General features: G+C 65.2%; 22 protein-coding genes. 9 read left to right on the forward strand and 13 right to left on the reverse strand.

Annotated elements, in window-relative coordinates:
• Positions 1 to 3: 3 nt before the first annotated feature.
• Positions 4 to 1074, reverse strand: a complete 1071-nt coding sequence (locus tag NU688_RS10375) for a PQQ-dependent sugar dehydrogenase (RefSeq protein ID WP_374684639.1) — start codon at positions 1072 to 1074, stop codon at positions 4 to 6.
• 301 nt (positions 1075 to 1375) lie between these two features.
• On the opposite strand from NU688_RS10375, the gene NU688_RS10380 reads away from it, so the two are divergent.
• Entirely contained in the window at positions 1376 to 1957 is a 582-nt protein-coding gene (locus tag NU688_RS10380; protein WP_257860443.1) for a C40 family peptidase, read from the forward strand.
• 88 nt (positions 1958 to 2045) lie between these two features.
• On the opposite strand, the gene lpdA is transcribed toward NU688_RS10380, so the two are convergent.
• Genes lpdA through aceE form a run of 4 tightly spaced genes read right to left on the reverse strand, consistent with a single transcriptional unit; the run spans position 2046 to position 8917 of the window.
• The gene (lpdA, locus tag NU688_RS10385) at positions 2046 to 3875 is read right to left on the reverse strand and encodes a dihydrolipoyl dehydrogenase (RefSeq protein WP_257860444.1); all 1830 of its coding nucleotides are present in this window, start codon (positions 3873 to 3875) and stop codon (positions 2046 to 2048) included.
• Positions 3872 to 4465, reverse strand: a complete 594-nt coding sequence (locus tag NU688_RS10390; protein WP_257860445.1) for an MFS transporter — start codon at positions 4463 to 4465, stop codon at positions 3872 to 3874. Before NU688_RS10390 ends, lpdA begins: the two co-directional genes overlap by 4 nt.
• Complete coding sequence (gene aceF, locus NU688_RS10395) at positions 4462 to 6138, reverse strand: dihydrolipoyllysine-residue acetyltransferase (RefSeq protein WP_257860446.1); 1677 nt, start codon at positions 6136 to 6138, stop codon at positions 4462 to 4464. The genes NU688_RS10390 and aceF overlap by 4 nt, the downstream gene beginning before the upstream one ends.
• Before the next feature lie 49 nt (positions 6139 to 6187).
• Positions 6188 to 8917, reverse strand: coding sequence for a pyruvate dehydrogenase (acetyl-transferring), homodimeric type (gene aceE / locus NU688_RS10400; RefSeq protein WP_257860447.1), 2730 nt, complete (start codon positions 8915 to 8917; stop codon positions 6188 to 6190).
• 217 nt (positions 8918 to 9134) lie between these two features.
• Here aceE and NU688_RS10405 point away from each other — a divergent pair, with 217 nt between their 5' ends.
• The 5 genes from NU688_RS10405 to NU688_RS10425 all read left to right on the forward strand — a co-directional run bounded on the left by NU688_RS10405 (position 9135) and on the right by NU688_RS10425 (position 15970).
• Entirely contained in the window at positions 9135 to 11675 is a 2541-nt protein-coding gene (locus tag NU688_RS10405) for a PAS domain-containing sensor histidine kinase (RefSeq protein ID WP_257860448.1), read from the forward strand.
• Positions 11672 to 12304: a response regulator transcription factor gene (locus tag NU688_RS10410; protein ID WP_012747279.1), complete on the forward strand. Its 633-nt coding sequence runs from the start codon at positions 11672 to 11674 to the stop codon at positions 12302 to 12304. The genes NU688_RS10405 and NU688_RS10410 overlap by 4 nt, the downstream gene beginning before the upstream one ends.
• Positions 12305 to 12380: 76 nt before the next feature.
• A complete protein-coding gene (gene folD, locus NU688_RS10415) occupies positions 12381 to 13232 on the forward strand; it encodes a bifunctional methylenetetrahydrofolate dehydrogenase/methenyltetrahydrofolate cyclohydrolase FolD (RefSeq protein ID WP_257860451.1) in 852 nt (283 codons plus the stop codon).
• Positions 13233 to 13237: 5 nt separating this feature from the next.
• On the forward strand, positions 13238 to 15295 hold the full coding sequence (locus NU688_RS10420; RefSeq protein WP_257860452.1) for a M3 family metallopeptidase: 2058 nt from the start codon (positions 13238 to 13240) through the stop codon (positions 15293 to 15295).
• A gap of 30 nt (positions 15296 to 15325) precedes the next feature.
• Positions 15326 to 15970 carry a glutaredoxin family protein gene (locus tag NU688_RS10425; protein ID WP_257860453.1) on the forward strand — a complete coding sequence of 215 codons (645 nt, stop codon included), beginning with the start codon at positions 15326 to 15328 and terminating at the stop codon, positions 15968 to 15970.
• A gap of 19 nt (positions 15971 to 15989) precedes the next feature.
• Here the strand turns inward: NU688_RS10425 and rpiA are convergent, their stop codons facing one another.
• Complete coding sequence (gene rpiA, locus NU688_RS10430; RefSeq protein WP_257860455.1) at positions 15990 to 16712, reverse strand: ribose-5-phosphate isomerase RpiA; 723 nt, start codon at positions 16710 to 16712, stop codon at positions 15990 to 15992.
• A 45-nt stretch (positions 16713 to 16757) separates the two neighbouring features.
• Between rpiA and NU688_RS10435 the strand changes: the two genes are divergently transcribed.
• Entirely contained in the window at positions 16758 to 17831 is a 1074-nt protein-coding gene (locus NU688_RS10435) for a quinone-dependent dihydroorotate dehydrogenase (RefSeq protein ID WP_257860456.1), read from the forward strand.
• Positions 17832 to 17850: 19 nt separating this feature from the next.
• Here NU688_RS10435 and NU688_RS10440 read toward each other — a convergent pair whose 3' ends face one another.
• From NU688_RS10440 to NU688_RS10455, 4 genes are all read right to left on the reverse strand, one after another.
• Positions 17851 to 18561, reverse strand: a complete 711-nt coding sequence (locus NU688_RS10440; RefSeq protein ID WP_257860457.1) for a phage holin family protein — start codon at positions 18559 to 18561, stop codon at positions 17851 to 17853.
• Between the two features lie 69 nt (positions 18562 to 18630).
• On the reverse strand, positions 18631 to 18927 hold the full coding sequence (locus NU688_RS10445) for a DUF883 family protein (RefSeq protein ID WP_093431838.1): 297 nt from the start codon (positions 18925 to 18927) through the stop codon (positions 18631 to 18633).
• Between the two features lie 130 nt (positions 18928 to 19057).
• Entirely contained in the window at positions 19058 to 20161 is a 1104-nt protein-coding gene (locus NU688_RS10450; RefSeq protein WP_257860460.1) for an NAD(P)/FAD-dependent oxidoreductase, read from the reverse strand.
• Positions 20162 to 20193: 32 nt separating this feature from the next.
• Complete coding sequence (locus NU688_RS10455; protein ID WP_257860462.1) at positions 20194 to 20451, reverse strand: hypothetical protein; 258 nt, start codon at positions 20449 to 20451, stop codon at positions 20194 to 20196.
• A gap of 86 nt (positions 20452 to 20537) precedes the next feature.
• Here NU688_RS10455 and NU688_RS10460 point away from each other — a divergent pair, with 86 nt between their 5' ends.
• Positions 20538 to 21335, forward strand: coding sequence for a DUF1266 domain-containing protein (locus NU688_RS10460; RefSeq protein WP_257860463.1), 798 nt, complete (start codon positions 20538 to 20540; stop codon positions 21333 to 21335).
• 359 nt (positions 21336 to 21694) lie between these two features.
• On the opposite strand, the gene NU688_RS10465 is transcribed toward NU688_RS10460, so the two are convergent.
• Complete coding sequence (locus NU688_RS10465; RefSeq protein ID WP_257860464.1) at positions 21695 to 22354, reverse strand: restriction endonuclease; 660 nt, start codon at positions 22352 to 22354, stop codon at positions 21695 to 21697.
• A gap of 73 nt (positions 22355 to 22427) precedes the next feature.
• Here NU688_RS10465 and NU688_RS10470 point away from each other — a divergent pair, with 73 nt between their 5' ends.
• On the forward strand, positions 22428 to 22616 hold the full coding sequence (locus NU688_RS10470; RefSeq protein ID WP_257860466.1) for a hypothetical protein: 189 nt from the start codon (positions 22428 to 22430) through the stop codon (positions 22614 to 22616).
• Positions 22617 to 22690: 74 nt separating this feature from the next.
• Here NU688_RS10470 and NU688_RS10475 read toward each other — a convergent pair whose 3' ends face one another.
• Both NU688_RS10475 and NU688_RS10480 read right to left on the reverse strand, forming a co-directional pair.
• Entirely contained in the window at positions 22691 to 22954 is a 264-nt protein-coding gene (locus NU688_RS10475) for a hypothetical protein (RefSeq protein WP_257860467.1), read from the reverse strand.
• Between the two features lie 10 nt (positions 22955 to 22964).
• Positions 22965 to 25233, reverse strand: a 2269-nt coding sequence (locus tag NU688_RS10480; RefSeq protein ID WP_257860468.1) for an RHS repeat-associated core domain-containing protein, incomplete at its 5' end; no start/stop codon positions are given.

Genomic DNA, 25233 nt, shown 5'->3' on the forward strand with positions numbered 1-25233 from the left:
CCCTCAGTTCGGACGCAGGCGCAGCAGCTTGCCGTCGGCCTCGTCCGTCAACACATAGAGCAGGCCATCCGGCCCCTGCCTCACGTCACGGATGCGTGCCCGGCCGTCTGCCAGCAGCTTGTGCTCGGCGACCACCTTGCCGTCCTTCAGTTCGATGCGATCGAGGTAGCCGAACTTCAGCGAGCCCACGAAGAGGTTGCCCTTCCAGGCGGTGCCGTAGCGGTCGCTCGTCAGGAACGCCATGCCCGATGTCGCGATCGACGGCACCCAGTAATGCAGCGGCTGCTCCATGCCGTCCTTGGCCGTGATGCCGTCGCCGATCTTCCCGCCGCCGTAGTTCTCGCCGTAGGTGATCACCGGCCAGCCGTAGTTGCGGCCGGCCTGCGGGATGTTGATTTCGTCGCCGCCCTGCGGGCCATGCTCGGTCATCCAGAAGCGGCCGTCGGGCGCGAGCGCAGCGCCTTGCCCGTTTCGGTGGCCGTAGCTCCAGATCTCGGGCAGCGCGCCTGCCTTGCCGACGAAGGGGTTGTCCTTCGGCACCGAGCCGTCCTTGTTGATGCGCACCACCTTGCCCAGGTGGTTGTCGAGCTTTTGCGCGTCTTCTTTCCGGCTGAAGCGTTCGCCCAGCGTGAGAAACAGCGTGCCGTCGCGCGCCTCGACGATGCGGCAGCCGAAGTGCAGGCGACTTGCCGCCTTGGGCTTCTGGCTGAAGATGATCTTCAGGTTCTCGAGCCGGGCGCCGTCGGCCGAGAGTTGCGTGCTCGCCAGCGCGGTGCTGTTGCTTGAACCACCGGCCTCGGGTTCGGAGAAGCAGAAGTACAGCGTGCGGTTCTTCTCGAAGCCCGAGTCCGCCAGCACATCGAGCAAACCGCCCTGGCCGCCCGCCGCGATGGGGGGTAAGCCTGCAATGGGGGCGCCGATCTTGCCGTCCGCGCCAACCAACCTCAGGCGCCCGGGGCGTTCGGTCACGACATAGCGGCCACCCGGCAGAAAGCTCACGCCCCAAGGGTTCTCGAGGCCGGAAGCCACCGTTTCAGGCCGCGCCTGTGCCAGGGCGAAGCCGCAAAAACCCATGCCAGCGACCACGGCGGCGCGGCGCACAAGACGAACAACGGCCTTAAATCGAAAGTTCATGTCTTTTCCGGGTAATTGAGCCCATCTTGGCGGGAAATAGCGTCAGCACCCAGTCCTTCCGACAGTTCACCCCGACGGCGAAGGCCCATTCGAAACGAATCACTTATGGGCCATAAAGGTCGACCGTTACATTTTTTCTTCGGCCGGATCGAAAAACATCAAGCAAATCAACGATTTGCAGACACATTCGCTAATTCAGATTAAATTGACATAACCGCGCGTCATCAATATCCTACGCGCCATGCGTTTTTTCGTCCTACCCGCGTCCCTCCTGTTTGCCCTCGCTGCCCACGCAGCCCCCCAACAGGACCGAACCGATGACGAGATGGCCCGCTTGCTCGCAGACAAAGGTCTGATCGGGCAGTTGCAGCAGGTCCGTCAAACAGTCACAGAGCGAACGTCCGACCTGGTGGTGACCGCCATCGGTTTCCTCGGCGTTCCCTACCGCCGCGGGGGCAACACGGCGGAGTCCGGGTTCGATTGCAGCGGCTTCGTCCGCGCGATGTACAACCAGACCGTCGGCCACATGCTCCCCCGCCGCGCCGAAGAGCAAGCCGCCGCCACCGAAAAAATCGACCGCAGCCAGCTCAAGCCCGGCGACCTCGTGTTCTTCAACACCATGCGCCGCGCCTTCAGCCATGTCGGCATCTATGTCGGCGAAGGCAAGTTCATCCACTCCCCCCGCTCGGGCGCCCAGGTTCGTGTCGAAGACATGAACGGCAGCTACTGGCAACGCCGCTTCGACGGCGCCCGCCGCGTACTCGGCGGCGCACCGACCGAAGAAATCAAGGCCGCAGCGGCCACCGCCCGCACCGGCGACTGATCCGACTTCCGATCCCCCGGGGTCAGGACGAAAAAAATCCCGCCGCGGCGGGATTTTTTGTGGGCGCTCGATGGCGCCTCTGTCTCTGTCAGGCCGCCTTCTTCGTCGGCGGCAGGTCGGTACAGGTACCGTGCGCCACTTCCGCCGCCATGCCGATGCTTTCGCCCAGCGTCGGATGCGGGTGGATGGTCTTGCCGATGTCGATCTCGTCCGCGCCCATCTCGATGGCCAGCGCGATCTCGCCGATCATGTCGCCCGCATGCGTGCCGACGATGCCGCCGCCCAGGATGCGATGCGTCTCGGCATCGAACAGCAGCTTGGTGAAGCCTTCGTCGCGGCCGTTGGCGATGGCGCGGCCCGACGCGGTCCACGGGAAGTGGCCCTTCTTGACCTTGATGCCTTCGGCCTTGGCCTGATCTTCCGTGAGGCCGACCCACGCCACCTCGGGGTCGGTGTAGGCCACGCTGGGGATCACGCGGGCGTTGAAAGCGGCGCTGGAGAGCTCCTTGTCGCCCTTCTGCTCGCCGGCGATCACCTCGGCCGCCACGTGCGCCTCGTGCACCGCCTTGTGCGCCAGCATGGGCTGGCCCACGATGTCGCCGATGGCGAAGATGTGGGGCACGTTGGTGCGCATCTGGATGTCCACCGGAATGAAGCCGCGGTCGCTCACCGCGACGCCGGCCTTCTCGGCGCCGATCTTCTTGCCGTTGGGGCTGCGGCCCACGGCCTGCAGCACCAGGTCGTACACCTGCGGCTCCTTCGGCGCGTTCTCGCCCTCGAAGGTGACCTTGATGCCTTCCTTCGTGGCCTCGGCACCGACGGTCTTGGTCTTCAACATGATGTTGTCGAAGCGCGGCGCGTTCATCTTCTGCCAGACCTTCACCAGGTCGCGGTCGGCGCCTTGCATGAGGCCGTCGAGCATTTCGACCACATCGAGGCGCGCGCCCAGCGTCGAATACACCGTGCCCATCTCGAGGCCGATGATGCCGCCGCCCAGCACAAGCATGCGCTTGGGGTCCGTGCCCATTTCGAGCGCGCCGGTGGAATCCACGATCCGCGGATCGCCCTTGGGCATGAACGGCAGGCTGACCGACTGCGAGCCCGCCGCGATGATCGCGTTGCGGAACTTGACGGTCTGCTTCTTGCCCGTGGTGTCCCAGCTGGTGCCGGAGGTTTCTTCGACTTCCAGGTGGTACGGGTCGATGAAGTTGCCCACGCCGCGCAGCACTGTCACCTTGCGCATCTTGGCCATGGCGGTGAGACCGCCGGTGAGCTTGCCCACCACCTTGTTCTTGTGGCCGAGCAGCTTGGCGCGATCGACCGTGGGCGCAGCGAAGCTCACGCCGAGGTCGGCGAAGTGCTTCACTTCATCCATGACGGACGCCACGTGCAGCAGCGCCTTCGAGGGGATGCAGCCGACGTTCAGGCACACGCCACCGAGCGTGGCGTAACGCTCGATCAGCACGACCTTGAGGCCCAGGTCGGCCGCACGGAACGCTGCCGAGTAGCCGCCGGGGCCGGCACCGAGCACGATGACATCGCACTCGACATCGACCTTGCCGCCGTAGGTGGAAGCGACAGGCGCTGCAGCAGGAGCCGGCGCGGGTGCCGCAGCCTTGGGCGCAGGAGCCGCAGCGGCAGGCGCTGGCGCGGCAGCAGCCGGAGCAGCAGCCGCTGCACCGTCCACATCCAGCGTCAGCACGACCGAGCCTTGCTTGACCTTGTCGCCCACCTTCACGGCAATGGCTTTCACCACGCCAGCGGCAGACGACGGAATCTCCATCGAAGCCTTGTCCGATTCGACCGTGATCAGCGACTGCTCGGCCTTGACCGTGTCTCCGACATTGACCAGCACCTCGATCACCGCGACTTCGTCGAAGTCGCCGATGTCAGGCACCTTGATTTGTTGTTCGCTCATTTGGACACTTTCAGTTTGAGTGTGAGAACGTCGACCGGTGGGGCCGAATTGCGATCGAATTCGCAGGCGGCGGCGATCCCCGCCTCCGCCACGTCGCGCGCGCTGCGCGACTTGATGTCATAGGCCGCGTGCATGGCACCGAGGGCAAAGCTGCGTCCCGAGCCGATGGCCCAGAACTCCTTGAACTCGAACACCTCGCGGTAGCTGTAGATGCCGTAGATGCCGCTCTGGTTGGCCATCAGCATCGTGAACTGGCTCGACTCGTAGGGCTCGTGCTCGTCTTCCTTGGTCTGCATGAAGAACGAGTCCTTGAGCACCGGATGCAGCATCGTGAAGGTGCGAAAGATCTCGTGCTTGCTGCCGAACAGGAGCTTCTCGCGCTCCTGCGCAGCCAGCGCGTGCTGCAGCACCAAAAAATGCGCCGCGGCGCCGGCCATGGCGAACAGGCTGGTGCCCGCCGCGTCCTCGACGGTGAAGATCTTCTGGTTCTTCTCGGCACGGTGCGAGAGCCGCGTGTCGCCGAAGGTCACCAGAGAGTCGGCTGCCATCGTGACCTGGCCGCCTTTGCGGACGGCCACTACGGTGGTCATAACAGGATTCGGCGATAGTCCGCGAGCACCTGGCCCAGGTAGGCGTTGAAGCGCGCAGCCAAGGCACCGTCGATCACGCGGTGGTCGTAGGACAGCGACAGCGGCAGCGTGAGACGCGGCACGAACTGCTTGCCATCCCACACCGGTTTCATCTGGCCCTTGGAGAGGCCGAGGATGGCCACTTCGGGGGCGTTGATGATGGGCGTGAAGTGCGTGCCGCCGATGCCTCCAAGCGAGCTGATCGACATGCAACCGCCCTGCATGTCGGCCGAGCCGAGCTTGCCGTCGCGCGCCTTCTTGGCGAGTTCGCCCATCTCGGCGCTGATCTGAAGGATGCCCTTCTTGTCGGCATCTTTCAGCACCGGCACCACGAGCCCGTTGGGCGTGTCCGCGGCGAAGCCGATGTTGAAGTACTGCTTGTAGACGAGCTGGTCGCCATCGAGGCTCGCGTTGAAGTCGGGGAATTTCTTCAGCGCCGCAACCACCGCCTTGATCACGAAGGCCAGCATCGTGACCTTCACGCCCGACTTCTCGTTCTCCTTGTTGGTGGAGACGCGGAAGGCTTCGAGCTCGGTGATGTCGGCTTCGTCGTTGTTGGTGACGTGCGGAATCATCACCCAGTTGCGGTGCAGGTTCGCGCCGCTGAGCTTCTTGATGCGCGAGAGGTCCTTGCGCTCGACCGCGCCGAACTTGGTGAAGTCGACCTTGGGCCACGGAATGAGGCCCAGCGCGGCACCATCTGCGCTGCCGCCACCGGCCGGCGCCTTGGCCGCCGAGGCCTTGGTGCTGGTCTGGCCGCTCATCACGGCCTTGGTGAAGCCCTGGACGTCTTCCTGCGTGATGCGGCCCTTGGGACCGGAGCCCTTGACCTCTTCGAGCGGCACGCCGAGTTCGCGGGCGAACTTGCGCACCGAGGGCGAGGCGTGCGGCAGGTTGGCGCTGGGCGCCGCGGTGGGATCGTGCGGTGCAGCGGCGGCTGCCGGGCTTGCGGCCGGGGCCGGCGAAGCAGCGGCCGGCGCGGGGGCACTGGCGGTTGCTGCGGCCGGCACTGCTGCGGCAGCTTGCGCAGGCGCAGGTGCCGCACCCGCCGAACCTTCCAGGATCGCGATCAGGTCGCCGATGTTGACCGTGTCGCCGACCTTGACCTTGAGTTCCTTCAGCACGCCGGCACCCGACGACGGAATCTCCATCGAGGCCTTGTCCGATTCCACGGTGATCAGCGACTGGTCGGCCGCGATCGTGTCGCCGGGCTTGACCAAGAGCTCGATGACCGCGACGTCCTTGAAGTCGCCGATGTCCGGCACCTTGATCTCGACCGGACCGGAGGCTGCGGCGGGCGCGGCAGCCGGTGCAGGCGCCGCGGCTGCGGGCGCCGGAGCGGCAGCCGCAGGAGCTGGAGCTGCTGCAGGCGCGGGGGCCGCTGCGGCGGCGGCACCTTCGGCCTCGAGCACGAGCACCACCGAGCCCTCCTTCACCTTGCCGCCGATCTCGACCTTGATTTCCTTGACCACACCGGCCGTCGACGACGGAATCTCCATCGACGCCTTGTCCGATTCCACCGTGATGAGCGACTGCTCGGCCTTGACCGTGTCGCCCACCTTCACGAGCACCTCGATCACCGCGACTTCATCGAAATCGCCGATGTCCGGCACCTTCACTTCCACTGCTGCCATATCGTTGTCTCCCGCCGCGAGGCGCCGTTCGTTCGTTGGTTGTTGATGTTCAAGCGTAGAGCGGGTTGACCTTGTCGACATTGATGCCGTACTTCTTGATCGCTTCCACCACCTTGGCCACCGGCACGGTGCCATCTTCGCTCAGCGCCTTGAGCGCGGCCACCACGATGTAGTGACGATTGATCTCGAAGTGTTCGCGCAGCTTGTTGCGGAAGTCGCTGCGGCCGAAACCGTCGGTGCCCAGCACCTTGTAGGTGCGGCCCTTCGGGATGAAGGGGCGGATCTGCTCCGCATAGGCCTTCATGTAGTCGGTCGATGCCACCACCGGGCCGGTCGTCGGCGCCAGTTGCTCGGCCACGAAGGACACGCGCGGGGTCTGGTCCGGGTGCAGCAGGTTCCAGCGGTCGGCGTCCTGGCCGTCGCGGGTGAGCTCGTTGAAGCTCGGGCAGCTCCACACGGAAGCCGACACGCCCCAGTCCTTCTCGAGCAACTCCTGCGCCGCGAAGCTCTCGCGCAGGATGGTGCCGCTGCCTAGCAGTTGCACGGTCGGCGCTTCCTTGCTGCCCTTGGCCGCCTTGACCACCGGGCCCTGTTTCGACAGGTACATGCCCTTGATGATCTGCTCTTCGGTGCCGGGCTGCAGGCCAGGCATCGCGTAGTTCTCGTTGAGCAGCGTGATGTAGTAGTAGACGTTGTCCTGCTTCTCGACCATGCGCTTCAGGCCATGGTGCAGGATCACGCCCACTTCGTGCGCGAAGGTCGGGTCGTAGCTCACGCAGTTCGGGATGGTGTTGGCCAGGATGTGGCTGTGACCGTCTTCGTGCTGCAGGCCTTCGCCGTTGAGCGTGGTGCGCCCCGAGGTGCCGCCCAGCAGGAAGCCGCGCGCCTGCATGTCGCCGGCTGCCCAGGCCAGGTCGCCGATGCGCTGGAAGCCGAACATCGAGTAGTACACGTAGAACGGCACCATGATGCGGTTGTTCGTGCTGTACGAGGTGGCCGCAGCGATCCAGCTGGACATGCCGCCGGCCTCGTTGATGCCTTCCTGCAGGATCTGGCCGGCCTTGTCTTCCTTGTAGTACATGACCTGGTCTTTATCGACCGGGGTGTACTGCTGGCCAGCGGGGTTGTAGATGCCGATCTGGCGGAACAACCCTTCCATGCCGAAGGTGCGGGCCTCGTCCACCAGGATGGGCACCACGCGCGGGCCGAGCGCCTTGTCGCGCAAAAGCTGCGTGAGGAAGCGCACGTAGGCCTGCGTCGTCGAGATCTCGCGGCCTTCGGCCGTGGGCTCCATCACCGACTTGAAGGTATCGAGCGAGGGCACCGTGAAGCTCTCGTCGGCCTTGGTGCGGCGGTGCGGAAGGTAGCCGCCCAGGGCCTTGCGACGCTCGTGCAGGTACTTCATTTCCGGGGTGTCGTCGGCCGGCTTGTAGAACGGCAGGTCGGCGATCTGGCTGTCCGGGATCGGAATGTTGAAGCGGTCGCGGAAGGCCATGATGTCCTCGTCGCTCAGCTTCTTGGTCTGGTGGACGTTGTTCTTGCCCTCGCCGATCTTGCCCATGCCGAAGCCCTTGACCGTCTTGATCAGGAGCACCGTGGGCTGGCCCTTGTGCTTGACGGCCGCATCGAAGGCCGCGTAGACCTTCTGCGAGTCGTGGCCGCCGCGGCGCAGCTGCCAGATGTCGTCGTCGCTCATCTTGGCGACCATTTCCAGCGTGCGCGGATCGCGGCCGAAGAAGTGCTTGCGAACGTAGGCGCCGTCGTTGGCCTTGAACGACTGGTAGTCGCCGTCGTTCGTCTCCATCATGATCTTGCGCAGCGCCCCTTCCTTGTCGCGTGCGATCAGCTGGTCCCAGCCGCTGCCCCAGATCAGCTTGATGACGTTCCAGCCCGAGCCGCGGAATTCGCCTTCGAGCTCCTGGATGATCTTGCCGTTGCCGCGCACCGGGCCGTCCAGGCGCTGCAGGTTGCAGTTGATGACGAAGACGAGGTTGTCGAGACCTTCGCGCGCCGCGAGGCCGATGGCGCCCATCGATTCGACTTCGTCCATTTCGCCGTCGCCGCAGAACACCCAGACCTTGCGGTTCTCGGTGTTGGCGATGCCGCGGGCGTGCAGGTACTTGAGAAAGCGCGCCTGGTAGATCGCCATCAGCGGGCCGAGGCCCATCGACACCGTGGGGAACTGCCAGAACTGGGGCATCAGCTTGGGATGCGGGTAGCTGGAGAGACCCTTGCCGTCCACTTCCTGGCGGAAGTTGAGCAGTTGCTCTTCGGTCAGGCGGCCTTCGAGGTAGGCGCGGGCATAGATGCCGGGGGAGACGTGGCCCTGGATATAGAGGCAGTCACCGCCGTGGTTCTCGCTCTCGGCGTGCCAGAAGTGGTTGAAGCCGGCACCGAACATGTTCGCCAGCGAGGCGAAGGAGCCGATGTGGCCGCCGAGGTCGCCGCCTTCGGCGGGGTGGTGGCGGTTGGCCTTGACCACCATCGCCATCGCGTTCCAGCGCATGTACGCGCGCAGGCGCTCCTCGATCTCCAGGTTGCCTGGGCAGCGCTCTTCCTGATCAGGCTCGATGGTGTTGACGTAGGCGGTGTTGGCAGAGAACGGCTTGTCGATGCTGTGCTGCCGGGCATGTTCGAGCAGTTGCTCGAGAAGGAAGTGGGCCCGCTCGGGACCCTCGCTCTGGATGACGGAAGACAGTGCATCCATCCATTCACGGGTCTCCTGGGCGTCCGCATCGTTTGCGGCCGAGCCGAACAGGTTCTCGGGATTTGCCGACATGCTTGTCTCTCCTTTTAGGGCTGTGGCTGTAATTTAGTGCGCTCTGCAATAAACGCGGGCGAGTTTCGCATAGAAACTTTCCAATTTCAAATGGCGCTCGATGATTTCTTAATGTGATATTTTTGTGACTTTCCCCTGACAAACCGCGACCGCGACGGGATCAATGGCACTGACGCTTTTCCGGCGTTTCCCGAGGGGCGCCCCTTAAACTCGCGCGATGCCTTTTTCCTCTCCGCTGGCGGTTGCCCGCAGTGCCGTGAATGCCTCGCCGCTCTCCTGGTGGCGCCGCTGGTGGCGTCGGCAAACGCCGGTGCTCCAGGACGCGGTTGCCATGCTGGCGCCGATGGCCGCGGTGCTGCTGTTCCTCGCCGCCATCGTTTCCGCCTTCTGGTACCTGCGCACCGAGGAGGTCGAGCGCGAGCAGGAGTCGGTGCGTCGCGATGTCGAATACGCTCAGCAGCGCATGCGCCTCCGGCTCCTGGAGCGCCAGGAACAGCTGATGCGCATCGCGCGCGATGCCTCCAACCGCGAGATCGACCCCACCGAGTTCACGAGCCGCGCCGAATCGCTGGTGAGCCAGTTCCCCGAGTTGCAGACCATCACCTGGATCGACGACCGCCGCCGCTTCAAGGCCGGCTATGCCGCCCCCAGCGTGCATCCCGCGCAGCAGCACCTGATCGGCGACGTGCTCCGGCCCGGCGACATCGAAAGCAACTACGCCCTAGCGCGCGAACTGCGCCAGCCGGTGTATTCGCAGCCGGTGGCCGGCGGCGACCCGGCCGCGATGCTTCAACTGCACATCCCTCTTTTCGACCAGGGCCTGTTCGCGGGTGTCGTGCTCGGCGAGTTCTCGGTCGACGGACTGCTGCGCTACGGCATGCCCTCCGAGGTACAGGCACGCTACGCGGTCTCGCTGCTTGACGCCAAGGGCAACGTCATCGCCGGCAACACGACCAACCTGAAGGACAGCGGCACGCGGCTGCTGCCCTGGTCGGAGCGGACCAACGAGTACGAGGTGCCCGTATCGCCCGTCGGCAATGCGTTGCTGCTGCGCGCGCAGGCCTATCGCACCTCGCAGGGCGTGGTGGGCAACGGGCTCTTCTGGCTGGTCTGCGCGCTCAGCGTGCTGACCAGCTGGATGCTGATCGGCACATGGCGCCACACGCGCCGACGCCTGCAGGCCCAGCAACGTCTGGTCGCCGAGACCAACTTCCGTCGCGCGATGGAAAACTCCATGCTGACCGGCATGCGCGTGCTCGACCTGCAAGGCCGCATCACTTATGTGAACGCCGCGTTCTGCGCGATGACCGGCTGGAGCGAAGCCGAACTGGTCGGCCAGTCGCCGCCCTTCCCCTACTGGCTCGAATCCGACCGTGAAGTGATGAACGAGCGGCTCGAAGAAGAACTGCACGGACGCGCCCTGCCCGGCGGCTTCCAGGTGCGAGTGAAGCGCAAGAACGGCAGCGTGTTCAACGCGCGGCTCTACGTCTCTCCACTGATCGACGCGCGCGGTCACCAGACCGGCTGGATGACGTCGATGACTGACATCACCGAGCCCACGCGCATCCGCGAGCAGCTGTCGGCGTCGTACGAACGGTTCACCACGGTGCTTGAAGCGCTCGACGCTGCGGTGTCGGTTGCGCCCATCGGCAGCGAAGAGCTGCTGTTCGCGAACAAGCTGTACCGTCTCTGGTTCGGCTCCGACACCGTGGGCCATCTCGGCATGGTGGCGCAGGCCGGCGTGCCGGCGTCGAACGCACATGACGAGGGCCTGGACGACGTGGACCCGTACGCGGGTCTTCCGATCGACACGCTCACTGCAGCGCAAGCCGCGAACAACGAAATCTTCGTGCCCCACCTGGGCAAATGGCTCGAAGTGCGCTCGCGCTACCTGACATGGGTGGACGGCCGCCTCGCGCAACTGGTGATCGCCACCGACATCACACCGCGCCGCGATGCCGAAGAGCAGGCCGCCGCGCAAGCCGACAAGGCGCAGGCCGCGAGCCGCCTGATCACGATGGGCGAGATGGCTTCGAGCGTCGCGCACGAGCTCAACCAACCACTCACGGCCATCACCAACTACTGCAACGGGATGATGTCCCGCATCAAGGGGCAGACGATCGACACCGAGGCGCTGCTCGCGGCGCTGGAGAAGACCTCGAAGCAAGCCCAGCGCGCGGGTCAGATCATCCAGCGCATCCGCTCCTTCGTGAAGCGCAGCGAGCCCAACCGCACGCCCGCCGACGTGGCCACCATGGTGAGCGAAGCCGTTGAACTCGCGGGCATCGAGCTGCGCCGGCGCAACGTGCGCCTGAACCACTACGTGGCCGCGCGGCTGCCGGTGGTGCGGGTCGACCCGATCCTGATCGAGCAGGTGATGGTCAACCTCCTGAAGAACGCGGCTGAATCCATCGACCTCGCCGACCGGCCGCTCGCGCGCCGCAGCGTCGAACTGCGCGTGCTGCCCAAGACCATCGAGGGACAGAACGCCATCGAGTTCTCGGTGCAGGACACCGGCAAGGGCCTCTCGCCCGAGGTGATGGACCGGCTGTATGAAGCCTTCTTCTCCACCAAGCCCGAAGGCATGGGCATCGGGCTGAATTTGTGCCGCACCATCGTCGAGTCGCACCGTGGCCGGATGCAGGCGGAGAACATCTACAATGGGCCGGATGTGATCGGATGCCGTTTTTCCTTCTGGATTCCGGTGTTGGACGCTATCAGTTCCGTAGCTAGCGACGAGGCAAAGGTACCTGCATGAGTTTGATTCCGAAGAAGGGCACGGTCTACGTCGTCGACGATGACGAAGCCGTACGCGATTCGCTGCAATGGCTGCTCGAAGGCAAGGACTACAGAGTCCGCTGTTTCGATTCCGCCGAATCCTTTCTCTCCCGATACGACCCGCGCGAAGTCGCCTGTTTGATCGTCGACATCCGCATGGCCGGCATGACCGGCCTCGAATTGCAGGATCGACTGATCGAGCGACGCTCCCCGTTGCCGATCGTGGTCATCACCGGCCACGGCGACGTGCCGATGGCGGTCGACAGCATGAAGAAGGGCGCAATGGATTTCATCCAGAAGCCCTTCAATGACGAAGAGCTCGTCACGCTGGTCGAGCGCATGCTCGAACATGCGCGCGGCGCATTCACCCAGCATCAGCAGTCAGCCAGCCGTGATGCGCTGCTGTCCAAGCTCACCGGCCGCGAGGCGCAGGTGCTCGAGCGCATCGTCGCCGGCCGCCTGAACAAGCAGATCGCCGACGACCTGGGCATCAGCATCAAGACGGTGGAGGCGCACCGCGCCAACATCATGGAAAAGCTCAACGCCAACACCGTGGCCGATCTGCTCAAGATCGCCCTCGGGCAGGCCGCTCCGGCCGCCAAAGCCTAGAAGCTATCCGTCCGATAGCCATGGATGTCCCCCACGCCTGCGCAAGCGGGCGTTTTTACTTGGAAAATCGAAACCGATGACCGCCCAACTGATCGACGGAAACGCTCTCGCCAAAACCATTCGCGCCGAGGTCGCCGGCCGTACCGCTGCACTGAAGGCCGCTGGCGTGAACCCGGCCCTCTCCATCATCCTCGTGGGCGACGATCCGGCCAGCCAGGTCTACACCAAGCACAAGGTCAACGACAGCACCGAGACCGGCCTGCAGGCCACGCTGGAGCGCTACCCCGCGGACATGAGCGAGGCCGACCTGCTGGCCCGCATCCGCGCTCTCAACGACAACCCGAAGGTGCACGGCATCCTGGTGCAGCTGCCGCTGCCCAAGCACATGGACAGCCAGAAGGTCATCGAGACGATCTCGCCCGCCAAGGACGTCGACGGCTTCCACGTCGCCAGCGCCGGTGCGCTGATGACCGGCGCGCCCGGCTTCTGGCCCTGCACGCCGCACGGCTGCATGAAGATGCTCGAAGCCATCGGCTACGACCTGCGCGGCAAGCACGCGGTGGTCATCGGCCGCAGCAACATCGTCGGCAAGCCGATGGCCATGATGCTGCTGGCCAAGAGCGCCACCGTGACCATCTGCCACAGCGCCACGCAGGACCTGGGCGCCATCACGCGCCAGGCCGACGTGATCGTCGCCGCCGTCGGCAAGCTGAACCTGCTCACCGCCGACATGGTGAAGCCCGGCGCAGTCGTCATCGACGTCGGCATGAACCGCAAGCCGGACGGCAAGCTCGCCGGCGACGTCGATTTCGACGGCGTGAAGGAAGTGGCCGGCTGGATCACGCCGGTACCCGGCGGCGTCGGTCCCATGACCCGCGCCATGCTGCTCGTCAACACCCTTGAAGCAGCCGAACGCGCCGCAAAGTAACTTCCATGGCCATCACGAACAACCCCCTCCTCGACTTCACCGACCTCCCGCTGTTCGACCGCATCAGGCCCGAGCACGTGTCGCCCGCCGTGGACACATTGCTGGCCGATGCCGAGGCCGCACTGCAGGCCGTGACGGCGCCCGAGTTCCCCGCCGACTGGAACGCGATCTCGAAGGTGCTCGACGTGGCCTCCGAGCGCTTCAGCCGCGCCTGGGGCGCCGTCGGCCATCTCAACGCCGTGGCCGACACGCCCGAGCTGCGCGCCGCCTACAACGAGGCCATGCCGCGCGTCACCGCCTTCTGGACCCGCCTGGGCTCCGACGAACGGCTTTACGCGAAGTACAAGGCCATTGATGTCGCCACGCTCAACGCCGAGCAACGCCAAGCGCATCGCAACGCCGTGCGCAACTTCGTGCTCGGCGGCGCCGAGCTGCAGGGCGACGCCAAGAATCGCTTCGCCGACATCCAGGAACGCCAGGCCGAGCTGAGCCAGAAGTTCAGCGAGAACGCCCTCGACGCGACCGACGCCTTTGCGTACTACGCCAAGCTGGGCGAACTCGAAGGCGTGCCTGAAGACGTGGTGAGCGCAGCGCGCTCTGCCGCCGAGGCCGAAGGCAAGGACGGCTACAAGCTCACGCTCAAGATGCCGTGCTACCTGCCGGTGATGCAGTTCGCCAAGAGCAGCGCACTGCGCGAAACGCTCTATCGCGCCTACGTCACGCGTGCGAGCGAATTCGGCGATGCCGCCTTCGACAACACCGCGCTCATCACCGAGATCCTCGCGCTGCGCGAAGAAGAGGCCAAGCTCCTGGGCTACAAGAATTTCGGCGAGCTCTCGGTCGTGCCGAAGATGGCCGAATCGCCCGAGCAGGTCGTCAAGTTCCTGCGCGATCTGGCGACCAAAGCCAAGCCGTATGGCGAACGCGACCTCGCCGACCTGCGCGCCTTCGCGGCCGAACAACTGAGCATCACCGATCCGCAACCCTGGGACTGGAGCTACATCGGCGAGAAGCTCAAGGAAGCGCGCTATGCCTTCAGCGAGCAGGAGGTGAAGCAGTACTTCCCCGCGCCGAAGGTGATGGCCGGGCTGTTCAAGATCGTCGAGACGCTGTTCGAAGTGTCGATCCGCCGCGACAGCGCGCCGACGTGGCACCCGAGCGTCGAGTTCTATCGCATCGAACGTGGCGGCCAGAAGGTCGGCCAGTTCTACCTCGACCCCTCCGCCCGCGCCGCCAAGCGCGGTGGAGCCTGGATGGACGACGTGCGCGCCCGCTGGCTGCGCCCCGACGACGGCGTGCTGCAGACGCCGGTCGCACAGCTGGTCTGCAACTTCGCAAGCGGTGTCGACGGCAAGCCGCCGCTGCTCACGCACGACGACGTGACCACCCTCTTCCACGAGTTCGGCCACGGCCTGCACCACATGCTCACGCAGGTGAACGAGCGCGATGTCTCGGGCATCAGCGGCGTCGAGTGGGACGCGGTCGAGCTGCCGAGCCAGTTCATGGAGAACTTTTGCTGGGAGTGGGATGTGCTCAGCCACATGACGGCCCATGTCGACACCGGCGAACCACTGCCGCGCGCGCTCTTCGACAAGATGACCGCCGCCAAGAACTTCCAGAGCGGCCTGCAGACGCTGCGCCAGATCGAGTTCTCGCTGTTCGACATGCTGCTGCACACCGAGTACCACGCAGCTGCCGCGAAGCCCGGCGACGTGATGGCGCTGCTCGGCAAGGTGCGCACCGAAGTGGCCGTGATGCCCTCGCCGGCTTTCAGCCGCACGCCGAATACTTTCAGCCACATTTTCTCGGGCGGTTACGCGGCCGGCTACTACAGCTACAAGTGGGCCGAGGTGCTGAGCGCCGACGCCTACGCGGCTTTCGAGGAAACCGTGGGTGCCGACGGCGAGCCGAACATCGAGACCGGCCGCAAGTACCGCCAGGCCATCCTGGAGGCCGGCGGCAGCCGCAGCGCCATGGATTCGTTCAAGGCTTTCCGCGGCCGCGAGCCCCAGCTTGATGCATTGCTGCGACACCAGGGCATGGCCGAGGCCCAGCCTGCTTGATGCAGCGCTGAAGCTTGCGATACTCGGGACATGTATCTGACCCCTTACAAATTCCCGTCGCATCGCCTGACCGGACTAGCCCTGCTGCTCGTCGCCGCAGGCGCGATGGCCCAGCCGATCTATCGCAACGTCGACAAGAACGGCAAGGTCACGTTCTCGGACCGCGCGCCCGCCGCCAGCACCGAGCCTGCTGCGGGGCCGCAAGGTGCCGCCGCGCCGGCCAGCACGGCGGGGCTGCCCTATGAACTTCGTCAGGTGGCGCAACGCTATCCCGTCACGCTCTACACCAGCGAAGACTGCGCGCCCTGCAGCCAGGCCCGCTCGCTGCTCACTACACGCGGCATTCCGTTCGACGAACGCACGGTCAAGAGCAATGAAGAAATCGAGGCGCTGCAGCGCCTGAGCAGCCAGAGTTCGCTGCCGCTGCTCACCATCGGCTCGCAGCAGCTCAAGGGCTATGCGGACAACGAGTGGTCGCAGTACCTCGATGCGGCGGGCTATCCCAAGAGCAACAGCCTGCCCGCGGGCTATCGCAATGCGCCGGCCCGGCCCCTGGTTGCCGCGCAGCAGGCGGCGCCGGCGCCCCGCGCTGCGGCTCCCGCCGCACAACCCGCGCCCCCGCCCGCTGCGCCCAGCGATGCGGGTGCAGGCAACCCGGCCGGCATCAAGTTCTGACGCTGGGTGGTTCGCCTCCTCAGGCGAACTGCATCGTCTTCACGCCCGTCGCGGTGCCCAGCAGGCACACGTCGGCCTTCTGGTGGGCGAAGACGCCGACCGTCACCACGCCGGGCCACTGACTCACCTCGGACTCGAAAGCCAGCGGATCGACGATCTTCAGGCCCGTCACGTCGACGATGTGCTGGCCGTTGTCGGTGACCAGCGGCAGGCCGTCCTTCTCGCGCACCTGGGCAATGCCACCCAAGGCGGCAAACTGGCGCATCACACGGCGTACCGCCATCGGGATCACCTCCACCGGCAACGGGAAGGCGCCCAGCGTCTCGACCAGCTTGGAGGCGTCGGCAATGCAGACGAAGCGCTTCGACTGCGCCGCGACGATCTTCTCGCGCGTGAGCGCCGCGCCGCCGCCCTTCACCATGAAGCCCCGGTGATCGATTTCGTCGGCGCCGTCGATGTAGACAGCCAGTTCTTCCACCTCGTTGCTGTCGAACACCGGGATGCCCAATGCGCGCAAGCGTTCGGTCGATGCCTCCGAGCTCGAGACGGCACCCTTGATCTCGTCCTTGATCGTCGCCAGCGCGTCGATGAACTTGTTGACCGTGGAGCCGGTGCCCACACCGACGATCTCGCCCTTGACCACATAGGCCAGTGCGGCAAGGCCGACCTGGGCCTTGAGTTCGTCCTGGGAAAGCGTTGCGGGGGCAGCGGGCGCGGAAGTTGGGGAGGCGGGTGCGGTCATCGCGGAGAATCCTTGGCTCATTGAAGTCGAGACGAGAATTATCCGATGCCCCTGCTGCCCTCTTCGCTCTACGGCCTGGCCCGCCCTTTCCTGTTCGGTTTCGATCCCGAACACGCCCATGAGATCACCCTCGACGGCCTGGCCCGTACGCAGAACACGCCGCTGGCCTGCGCCTACTCCGCCCCGCGCGTGGACGACCCCGTCACGCTGGCCGGGCTGACCTTTCCGAACCGCGTGGGCCTGGCGGCCGGGCTCGACAAGAACGCCCGCTGCATCGACGCCTTTGCCGCCATGGGCTTCGGTTTCGTCGAGGTCGGCACGGTAACGCCCAAGGCGCAGCCGGGCAGCCCCAAGCCCCGCATGTTCCGCCTGCCGCAACGCGATGCACTGATCAACCGGCTCGGCTTCAACAATGAAGGGCTCGACGCCTTCCTGACCAACGTGCAGAAGGCGCGTTTCCGCAAGAGCGGCGGCAGCAAGACGCCGATGCTGCTCGGCCTGAACATCGGCAAGAACGCCGCCACGCCGATCGAACGCGCGGTGGACGACTACCTCGCCTGCCTCGACGGCGTGTACCCGCATGCCGACTACGTGACGATCAACATCTCGAGCCCCAACACGGCCAACCTGCGCACGCTGCAGAGCGACGAGGCGCTCGATGCGCTGCTCGGCGCGGTGGCTGAGCGGCGCGAGGCGCTGGCCACTCGCCACGGCAAGCGCTCGCCGCTGTTCGTGAAGATCGCACCCGATCTCGATGAAGCCCAGGTCGCGGTCATTGCCACCACGCTGCAGCGCCACGGCATGGATGGCGTGATCGCCACCAACACCACGCTGGCCCGCGATGCGGTGGCCGGTCTACCGCACGCTGAAGAAGCCGGCGGCCTGTCAGGCGCGCCGGTGCGCGAGGCGAGCAATCGCGTGATTGCGCAGCTGCGCGCGGCACTGGGGAAGGACTTCCCGATCATCGGCGTGGGCGGCATCCTGAGCGCAGCCGATGCCAAGGCCAAGATCGCCGCGGGCGCGGACGTGGTGCAGATCTACACCGGTCTGATCTACCGCGGCCCGGCGCTGGTCCGCGAGACGGCCCAGGCGCTGCTGCGCGATCGCAGCAAGGCCTGAGACTTCTTTCTCTCTTCCTTCAGCGCATGCGCCAGAGAATCGGCGCGATGACTGCTGCCCAGCGCAGCAGGCGCTTCGGGCGGATCACTACCACAACGGCCGCAGCGGCCACGCCAGCAGCCACGGGATGCGCCCGGGCGATCCGCAGCGCGGCGGCGGTGGCCGTTTCATTCGGCGGAGGTGCCTCGCGCCCGGTGCCCGCCGGCTGCGCCTCGCGGCCACCCTGCAGGGTCGCGATGCGCTCGCGCTGAATTGCCATTCGCGCCAGCAATTCCTCGCGCGTGGCCGGACGCGCGGGACGCGGTGCTTCTTCGTCTTCCGGATCTTTGCCGAGCCCGAAACTGTCCTGCACCCAGGCCCAGTCGCGCTCGAACTCCTGGCGTGCCGGAATGAAGCTGTTGGAGGCATTGCGCAGGGTCAGCAGCAGGCCAGCGGCAGCGCCCAGCCAGAGCACGATCCACACGCCGGCCACCGACCACGCGGCCGTGACGCGATACGGCGTTTCCCAGAAATGCACCACCACCGCCATCGACAGCAGGGCCACCGTGACAGTTGTCAGCCCCAGCACGGCCACCACGAGGATGAGCATCAGCTTCAGGCGCTGCTTCTCGTCCTCCCAGGCCATGCGCAACAGCTGCACCCGGTCTTCGGCCGCCAGTGCACCTTCGGCGGCGGCAATTCGCAGCCGGCGGATGCGGCCACTCAGCCCGAACAGGGAGAGCAGCCTCATAGGCATGCTCCAACCCCGCTCAGCGAGCGGCAGCGAACGGTCCGGCGGTGCGCGCTTGGATCAGCGCGATCAGCGGCGGCCAAGCAACAGACCCACCAGCACGCCGACGGCCAGTGCGGCGCCTGCGATCTGCCAAGGTTCGTCGTGGGCGTAGGCGTTGGTGGCGGAGGCCGCCTCGCGCGCCTTCTTGGCGGCGAGCTTGCTCTTCTCGGCGGCGAGCTCGCGCGCGATGGCGAGCTTGGTGTCGATGCGCTGGCGCAGCGCCTTGATGTGGGGAACCGAATCCAGGTCCTTGCTGGCCAGCACGCCGCGCACGTCGCTTGCGATGTCTTCGGCTGCTGCTTCAAGATTGTTGGATGCACTCATTGGAATCTTTCCTCCGTGATGACACCGGCACCGCGCCGGCGGCTTCACGCCAGCATATGGCGTGGTGGCATGTTACAGGCTCGAAAGCCCCTCATGCGTGGCAGATGTGCAGACTTGTGCGTGCGATGGCTCAGGCGTCGGCCAGCAGCCGGGCGACATGGGCGCCGATCGCGAGGCTGCTGGTGAGCCCCGGCGATTCGATGCCGAACAGGTTGACCAGCCCCGGCACGCCGTGCGAGGCGGGGCCGTCGATCCTGAAGTCGGCGGCCGGCTCGCCCGGGCCCGAGATCTTGGGCCGCATGCCGGCGTAGCCCGGGATCAATCCGCCATCGGGCAGCGCAGGCCAGTACTTGCGCACCTCGGCATAGAAGCCGTCGCCGCGGGCAGGATTCACCACGAGGTCGTCGGCCGACTCGACCCACTGCACGTCGGGGCCGAACTTGGCCTGGCCGCCAAGGTCGACCGTCAGGTGAACGCCGAGGCCACCAGGCTCGGGCACAGGGTAGATGAGGCGGCTGAAAGGGGCGCGGCCCGAGAGGGTGAAGTAGTTGCCCTTGGCGAAATACTCCGTCGGAATCGCCACAGCGGGCAACCCTTCGAACCGCCGGGCCAGCGCCGGAGCGCTGAGCCCCGCCGCATTGACAACGCTGCGGCAGCGCAGCGCCGTACCGTCCTCGGCGATCAGGACGATGCCGCGGTCATTGCATTCGGCGTGTGTGATACGCGACTTCAGCGCCAACATGCCACCCGCGTTCTCCAGGTCGCCGAGCAGGCTCAGCATGAGCGCGTGGCTGTCGACGATGCCGGTGCTGGGCGAATGAAGCGCCGCCGTGCAATGCAGTTGCGGCTCCATCTCCCGGGCCTGCTGTGCCGTGATCTGCACGAGGTCGTCGACGCCATTGGCGGCTGCTTTCACGCGGATCGCTTCGAGTTGGCCCACCTGCTCGGCCGACGTCGCCACGATGAGCTTGCCGCAGCGCCGGTGCGGCACGCCGCGCTCCGCCGCATACGCGTAGAGCGAATGCCGCCCTTCGACACACAGGCGCGCCTTGAGCGAGCCCTGCGGATAGTAGATGCCAGCGTGAATGACTTCGCTGTTACGCGAACTGGTCCCGGTGCCGATGGCACCTTCGGATTCGAGCACCAGCACTTCGCGGCCCGCGAGCGCCAAGGCGCGCGCCACTGCCAGCCCCACCACACCACCGCCGATGACGGCGCAATCGAGTTCGTCCATGGCACGAGCTTATCGCGGCTCGCGCGGCGGATTCACGAAACGGAGGGCGGCGGCTCCGGGTCCGTGGGCTCGTCGGGCGGTGTGCTCGGTCCCTCGTCGGGCTCTACGGGCAGGTTGGGTGTGACGGGGGTTGGAAGATCGGGATGCGTGGCCATGGTCGTCTCCTTTTCCCTCTCTTCTATGCCGTTGTCATAGATGGCCAGCCAGCATGCAACGGCACTTGACGTCAGCGCGAGCCGACAGTTCGGACCAAAGTCTTGCTCCGCTTCAAAGAAGAAGATCGAATCCAATGAGCGCCCATACTTAAGATCCGCATCCGACGCTGCGGACATCCGATCCGGACGCGCACACGTTTCAAAAAACTGGAGGGAAATCAATGGGCATCAGAGACACGCTCGGGCATGCGCTGCTCGACAACGAGAAGCTTCATTTCGGCACCGCGGAGACACTCACTGCAGAAGAGCAATGGCTGGTCACGCTGAGCGCGCCGTTGTCCGCGTTCAATGGCGATCACGTGAACGCCGTGGCCACCGGAAAAGACGACGACGCGTTGCGCGAGGGCATCTCGGAAGTCTGGAGCGTGCACGACCGGGAGAGTTTCAAGGAAACGGCCCGCTGGCTCGCGGAGGAAGGACAGCGTTCAACCTACCTGTCCACCTGGCAGGCCATTTCGGCGATCGACGCGGCAACGCAGAGCACGCCGGCCGCGCTGCGGCTGGTCATGGATGCGTGGTTTCCCGCGTTCTTCCAGATCAAGGCGCGAAAGAGCCTGGACTACCGCGCGTTGGCGGCCGAGAGTGGACGGTCGGTGACGGACCTGACCCAACTGACGACGGGCAGCCCGAGCTGGGTCAATGCCTTGCGCAAGCACTTCAAGGTTGCGCCGCCCCAGATCTCCAGCCTGGTCGCCTGGGACGCCGTGCGATTGGCCAGCCTGTCGCGGTGGGCGGTGCAGCTGGGCTTCATCGAACGCGGGGAATTCGCGGGCTTCGCCGGCGCACTGACCTCGCAGGTGCGCGAGGCCTATGCCGACTGGTCGCAAGTGAGTGCCGCGTACATCGCCGGCGGCTTGATCTGGCGGTATTCCGACGCGCGCGAAGAACACCTTCTGCGCACGAACCGCATGCTGCTGAACGACGCCCGCAGCCCCTATCGCAGCGTGCCCTTTCGCTGACATCGGCAGCACCAACGAAAACGGCACCCAAAGGTGCCGTGTCGTGGAATTATGGTGGCGGTGGAGAGATTGAAAGATCGCCTGCGACCCGCATGGACGCTCACTTCTCGTTCATCGTTTCTCAATTTGTCCCCCCCTCTGTACCCCCGCTTTGCGTTCGCTACCCTTTCGCGGGTGACTCTGGCGCTGGGCTTTGAGGCGGTGCGCAGGGCACCTTGAAATATCTTGTGGTGTGTCGCGTTGCGCCAACGGGAGCATCCGCATACCCGCCAGCGCGCCGCGAAATGACGCCGCTGTTGCCGCCCTGGACAAGCTCGCCGTTACAGCACCCCTGAAACGCCGCAACGCCACCGCCTTCGCTACCTCTCAGCAGCGCGCAGCTGAATCCTGGATCGGCAACGCAGCTTCGCGAAGTTAGTACAGCCCCAAAACAGTGGCCCTCCGCTCTTGGGCTCACGCACAACCATTTTTATGCCGCAACTCGCGCAGGTCGGGCGCCAGTACTCGCCCTGATACGCGGTCTCCAGCAAGAGGACTTGTTGAGCGGGCGTCCGAGTTGCGATCAGGTTCAATAACCCTTCGCGATTTTGCGCGCTGATCCCGTGTGCACTGGCGAAGGCGGACGCTTCGGAGGTAAACGTGGCACTGGTCGCGAAGATGCCGCGCTCAAGATCGTGGGATTTGAGCACGCCAAAGAAAGCCCGTACATCGTCCACCGCTACCTTGCGTGACCAGTGTTTGCATTGCACGATCATCGGCTTGCTCGCGTGCTGCAGGTATAGCCAGATATCCACCCCTCCATCCGCGCCATGCGACTGCGATTCGGTGCGCACGCCGGCTTGGCCATACAAAGCCTCGCACAAAGCTTCGAAGCGACGCCATTCAATGTGGTCAAAGACCTCCGGCCCCCACGTCCGTGCTTGCGGTGCGAAGGACTCCGATTCGATCTGTTGAGCAGTGCGCGCGATGGGATTGCCAGCAACTGCTGTAGTTGGTGGATTGCGTCTTGGCCAGGGCATGCAGATTCCTCTCCTGCAGCAAATATAGCCGCTGACAGGCAGGCCCGAGCAGTCAATCGGGCAGAGCATCGATGTGACCGCGAAGCTCCAGACGTTGCAGATGGGACGCGAGCGCGATCGTCACCGGCAACCGATCAACAGCATCGCGCAAACAGTCGAGGAATCCAGCGCGTTTGCACAAGGCAAGAAGCTGGTCGAGCGTCACCCGTTCCTGACGGGGTTGCTCGGACCGTCGATTGTTCGGAAGCTGTTCGGACGGTGATGAGCAAGGCCCGGCGGGGAAGGCTGGGTTGCCGCCCCCGGGAGATCGAGCGCCGCTGTTTGATGGCGCTACGCCTAAGACGAAGAGTCGATTAGCGCAGCAAGGCGGCGAAGCTCAGAAATGAGATATGGCACGTCTTGGCGTGCGTTGGCCATGAAATCGATGTCGGCATCAGACGCACCGTCAAGATCAATGCCACCACTTGCCCTGGATATGCAACTCGACCCACTTAAGTGGTCACGGCCCTCGATCATTCCTTTCCACGGTCCAGGTGCAGCAGCAGTCGCCCGCGCCTGAATTTCTGAAATTCGTTGCTCGTCGAAAAGATTTTTTTTCATTGGGGGAGGCCTATTGATTTGGATTCGGAACCACTGGTGTAAACAATCTTTCAGCCTGCGCTGGGGTAATGCCACACATCAAGCAATGGTCAGGATTTTTCGGGGTTGGGTCGGGCACCACATCGCCCCCCAATCGGCGAACATCTCCGACAGTCGTCACGCCCATCTTGGGGTTTGGAATCCCTGTTGAGAGCTCTTGAACGGACTTGCCAGCTGCGGAATTTACGCTTGCCCGGCACATCTTTCCCGCCGAATCAATAGTTACTCCGGATCCACCGGCAAATCGATCTGCGGTGCAAAGTCCCCCGCGGCAGACATATGCCGAATCAGGTAAAGGTGGATTGATCGTGCCTCTACCAGCTCCAGCACCAGCCAGTGCTCTCGCCCCCGCCCCTGCTGCACCCGCTTGAGAGCCTCTCATCGCCTCTGCTATGCCGGATAACAGCCCGTTCGACACAGCTCCTCCCCCAGGAAGAGGCACTCTCGGAGTCGAGCGCGGAGGACCGCCTGCCAACCCCTCAGGATCAACAAAGCTCATCGGGTTAGCGTCCACATACGAAAACCGATTCCACCCTCCATCAAGCCCGATAGGGTCGCCTTGTGTATAGCGACCGATAGTCGGGCTGTAGGTCCTGAACCCGTTGTAAAACAACCCCGACTCCGCATCCGCATACTGCCCCGGATACCGCAGGTTGAACTTCACCTCCGAGATGTTCGTGGTGCCCGGATTCGGCGTCACCTCCAGATTCGCAAACCGGTTCTTCGCCACCGTCGGCTTGTCTTCCCCGAACGCGCTGTAGCTCCACTGCCAGACCGCTTGCCCGTCCGCGTTCGTGAGCCTGCGCGGCGTGTTCAGGTGATCGCTGTGCACCGCATACGTGGCGCCGTCGATCACCGCCGCGATCGGCATCGGCCCATTGGCCGTGGGCAGGTAGATGTACTGCGCCTGGCCCGCGCTGTTCGTGCCGCCGCTGCCCACCTCTGCGATGAGGGTGCCCTGCTCGTCGTAGACATACGCATAGCCCAGCTGCTCGGCCTGCGTGGTCGAGGGGCTCCACAGCTTGGTGAAGAACGCGATCAGGCTCTGCATGAAGCCCGGGTCGGCCTCGTCGCCTTGGCTGGGCGGGTACAGCGGCTCGGTCTTGAAGACACGCTGGCCCAGCGCGTTGTGCGCGTAGCGCGTGGTCGGGCTGGTGTCGGTGGCGCCGGTGGTGGAGGCCGCCAGGCGCCCTTCGGCGTCGTAGGTGTAGCTGCGCAGGCCATCGCCGAGCAGGTCGCCGTTGGCGTTGTAGCCGTAGGTGACGCTGGTGTTGCTCGTGCCGCTCATGCTCTGCGCGAAGCCCGAGAGGCGATTGCTCGTGGCGTCGACCGTATAGGTGCGGCTGGTGCCCAGACTGCCCAGCACGCGCGTGCTGTTTGAGCGGTTGCCGTTGGCGTCGTAGCCGAAGCTCGCAGTGTTGCCAGTGGCGCTGAAGCCGGCGATGCGGCCCACCGTGTTGTAGGCGACGGTCCATGTGACGTTGCCGCTGCCGATGGTGCTGTGCGTGGGGTCGGAATCGCCGGGTTGGTGGAGGTTCTGCGTGAGGCTCGTGATGCGGCCGGCGGCGTCGTAGACGTAGCTGCTGAAGTCCGTGGCCGTCATGCGACCCGCGGTGTCGTAGCTGCGGCTCGCGACAGTCGCCGGGCTTGCAAAGGCCCAGGTCCAGGCGATGGGTTGGCCCAGCGGGTTCCAGGCGACGTTGGTGACGAGCGGCGTGCCGTTCAGGCTCAAGCCCGTGAGGCGGCCGGTGCTGTCGTACAGGTGCGTGAGCGTGGAGCCGTTGGGGTAGCCAATGCTGGCGATCGTGCCGTTGGGGTTGTAGGCGTAGCTCACCTGCTGCACGCTGCCGTTGATCAACGTCTGCTTCTTGAGCGTCACGCGGCCGAAGGCATCGCGCGTGTACTCGGTGGTGCCGCTGCGGTCGATGATCTCCGACAGATACCCCTTGCTGTTGGCCGAGAGGTCGTAGCGCAGCGTGGTGGTCTTGCCGTCGGCGAAGACCAGGCCAATCGGGCGGCCCAAGGCATCGCGCGTGATCGTCGTTGCCTGGCCCAGCGCATCGGTGATCTGGCTGGGCAGGCCGAGGTTGTCGTACTGGGTGTTCGCGGTGCTGATGTCGGTGCTGGCTTCGGCAGTGGCGTTGCCTTGGGCGTCGCGGGCGTAGGTGGTGGCGATGCCCTTGAAATCCTTGGCTTCGGTGACGGCGTCGAGGGCGTTGTACTTCAGCGTGGCGGTTGCG

This window comes from Variovorax sp. ZS18.2.2, from assembly GCF_024701975.1.
Classification (GTDB): Bacteria; Pseudomonadota; Gammaproteobacteria; order Burkholderiales; family Burkholderiaceae_C; genus Variovorax.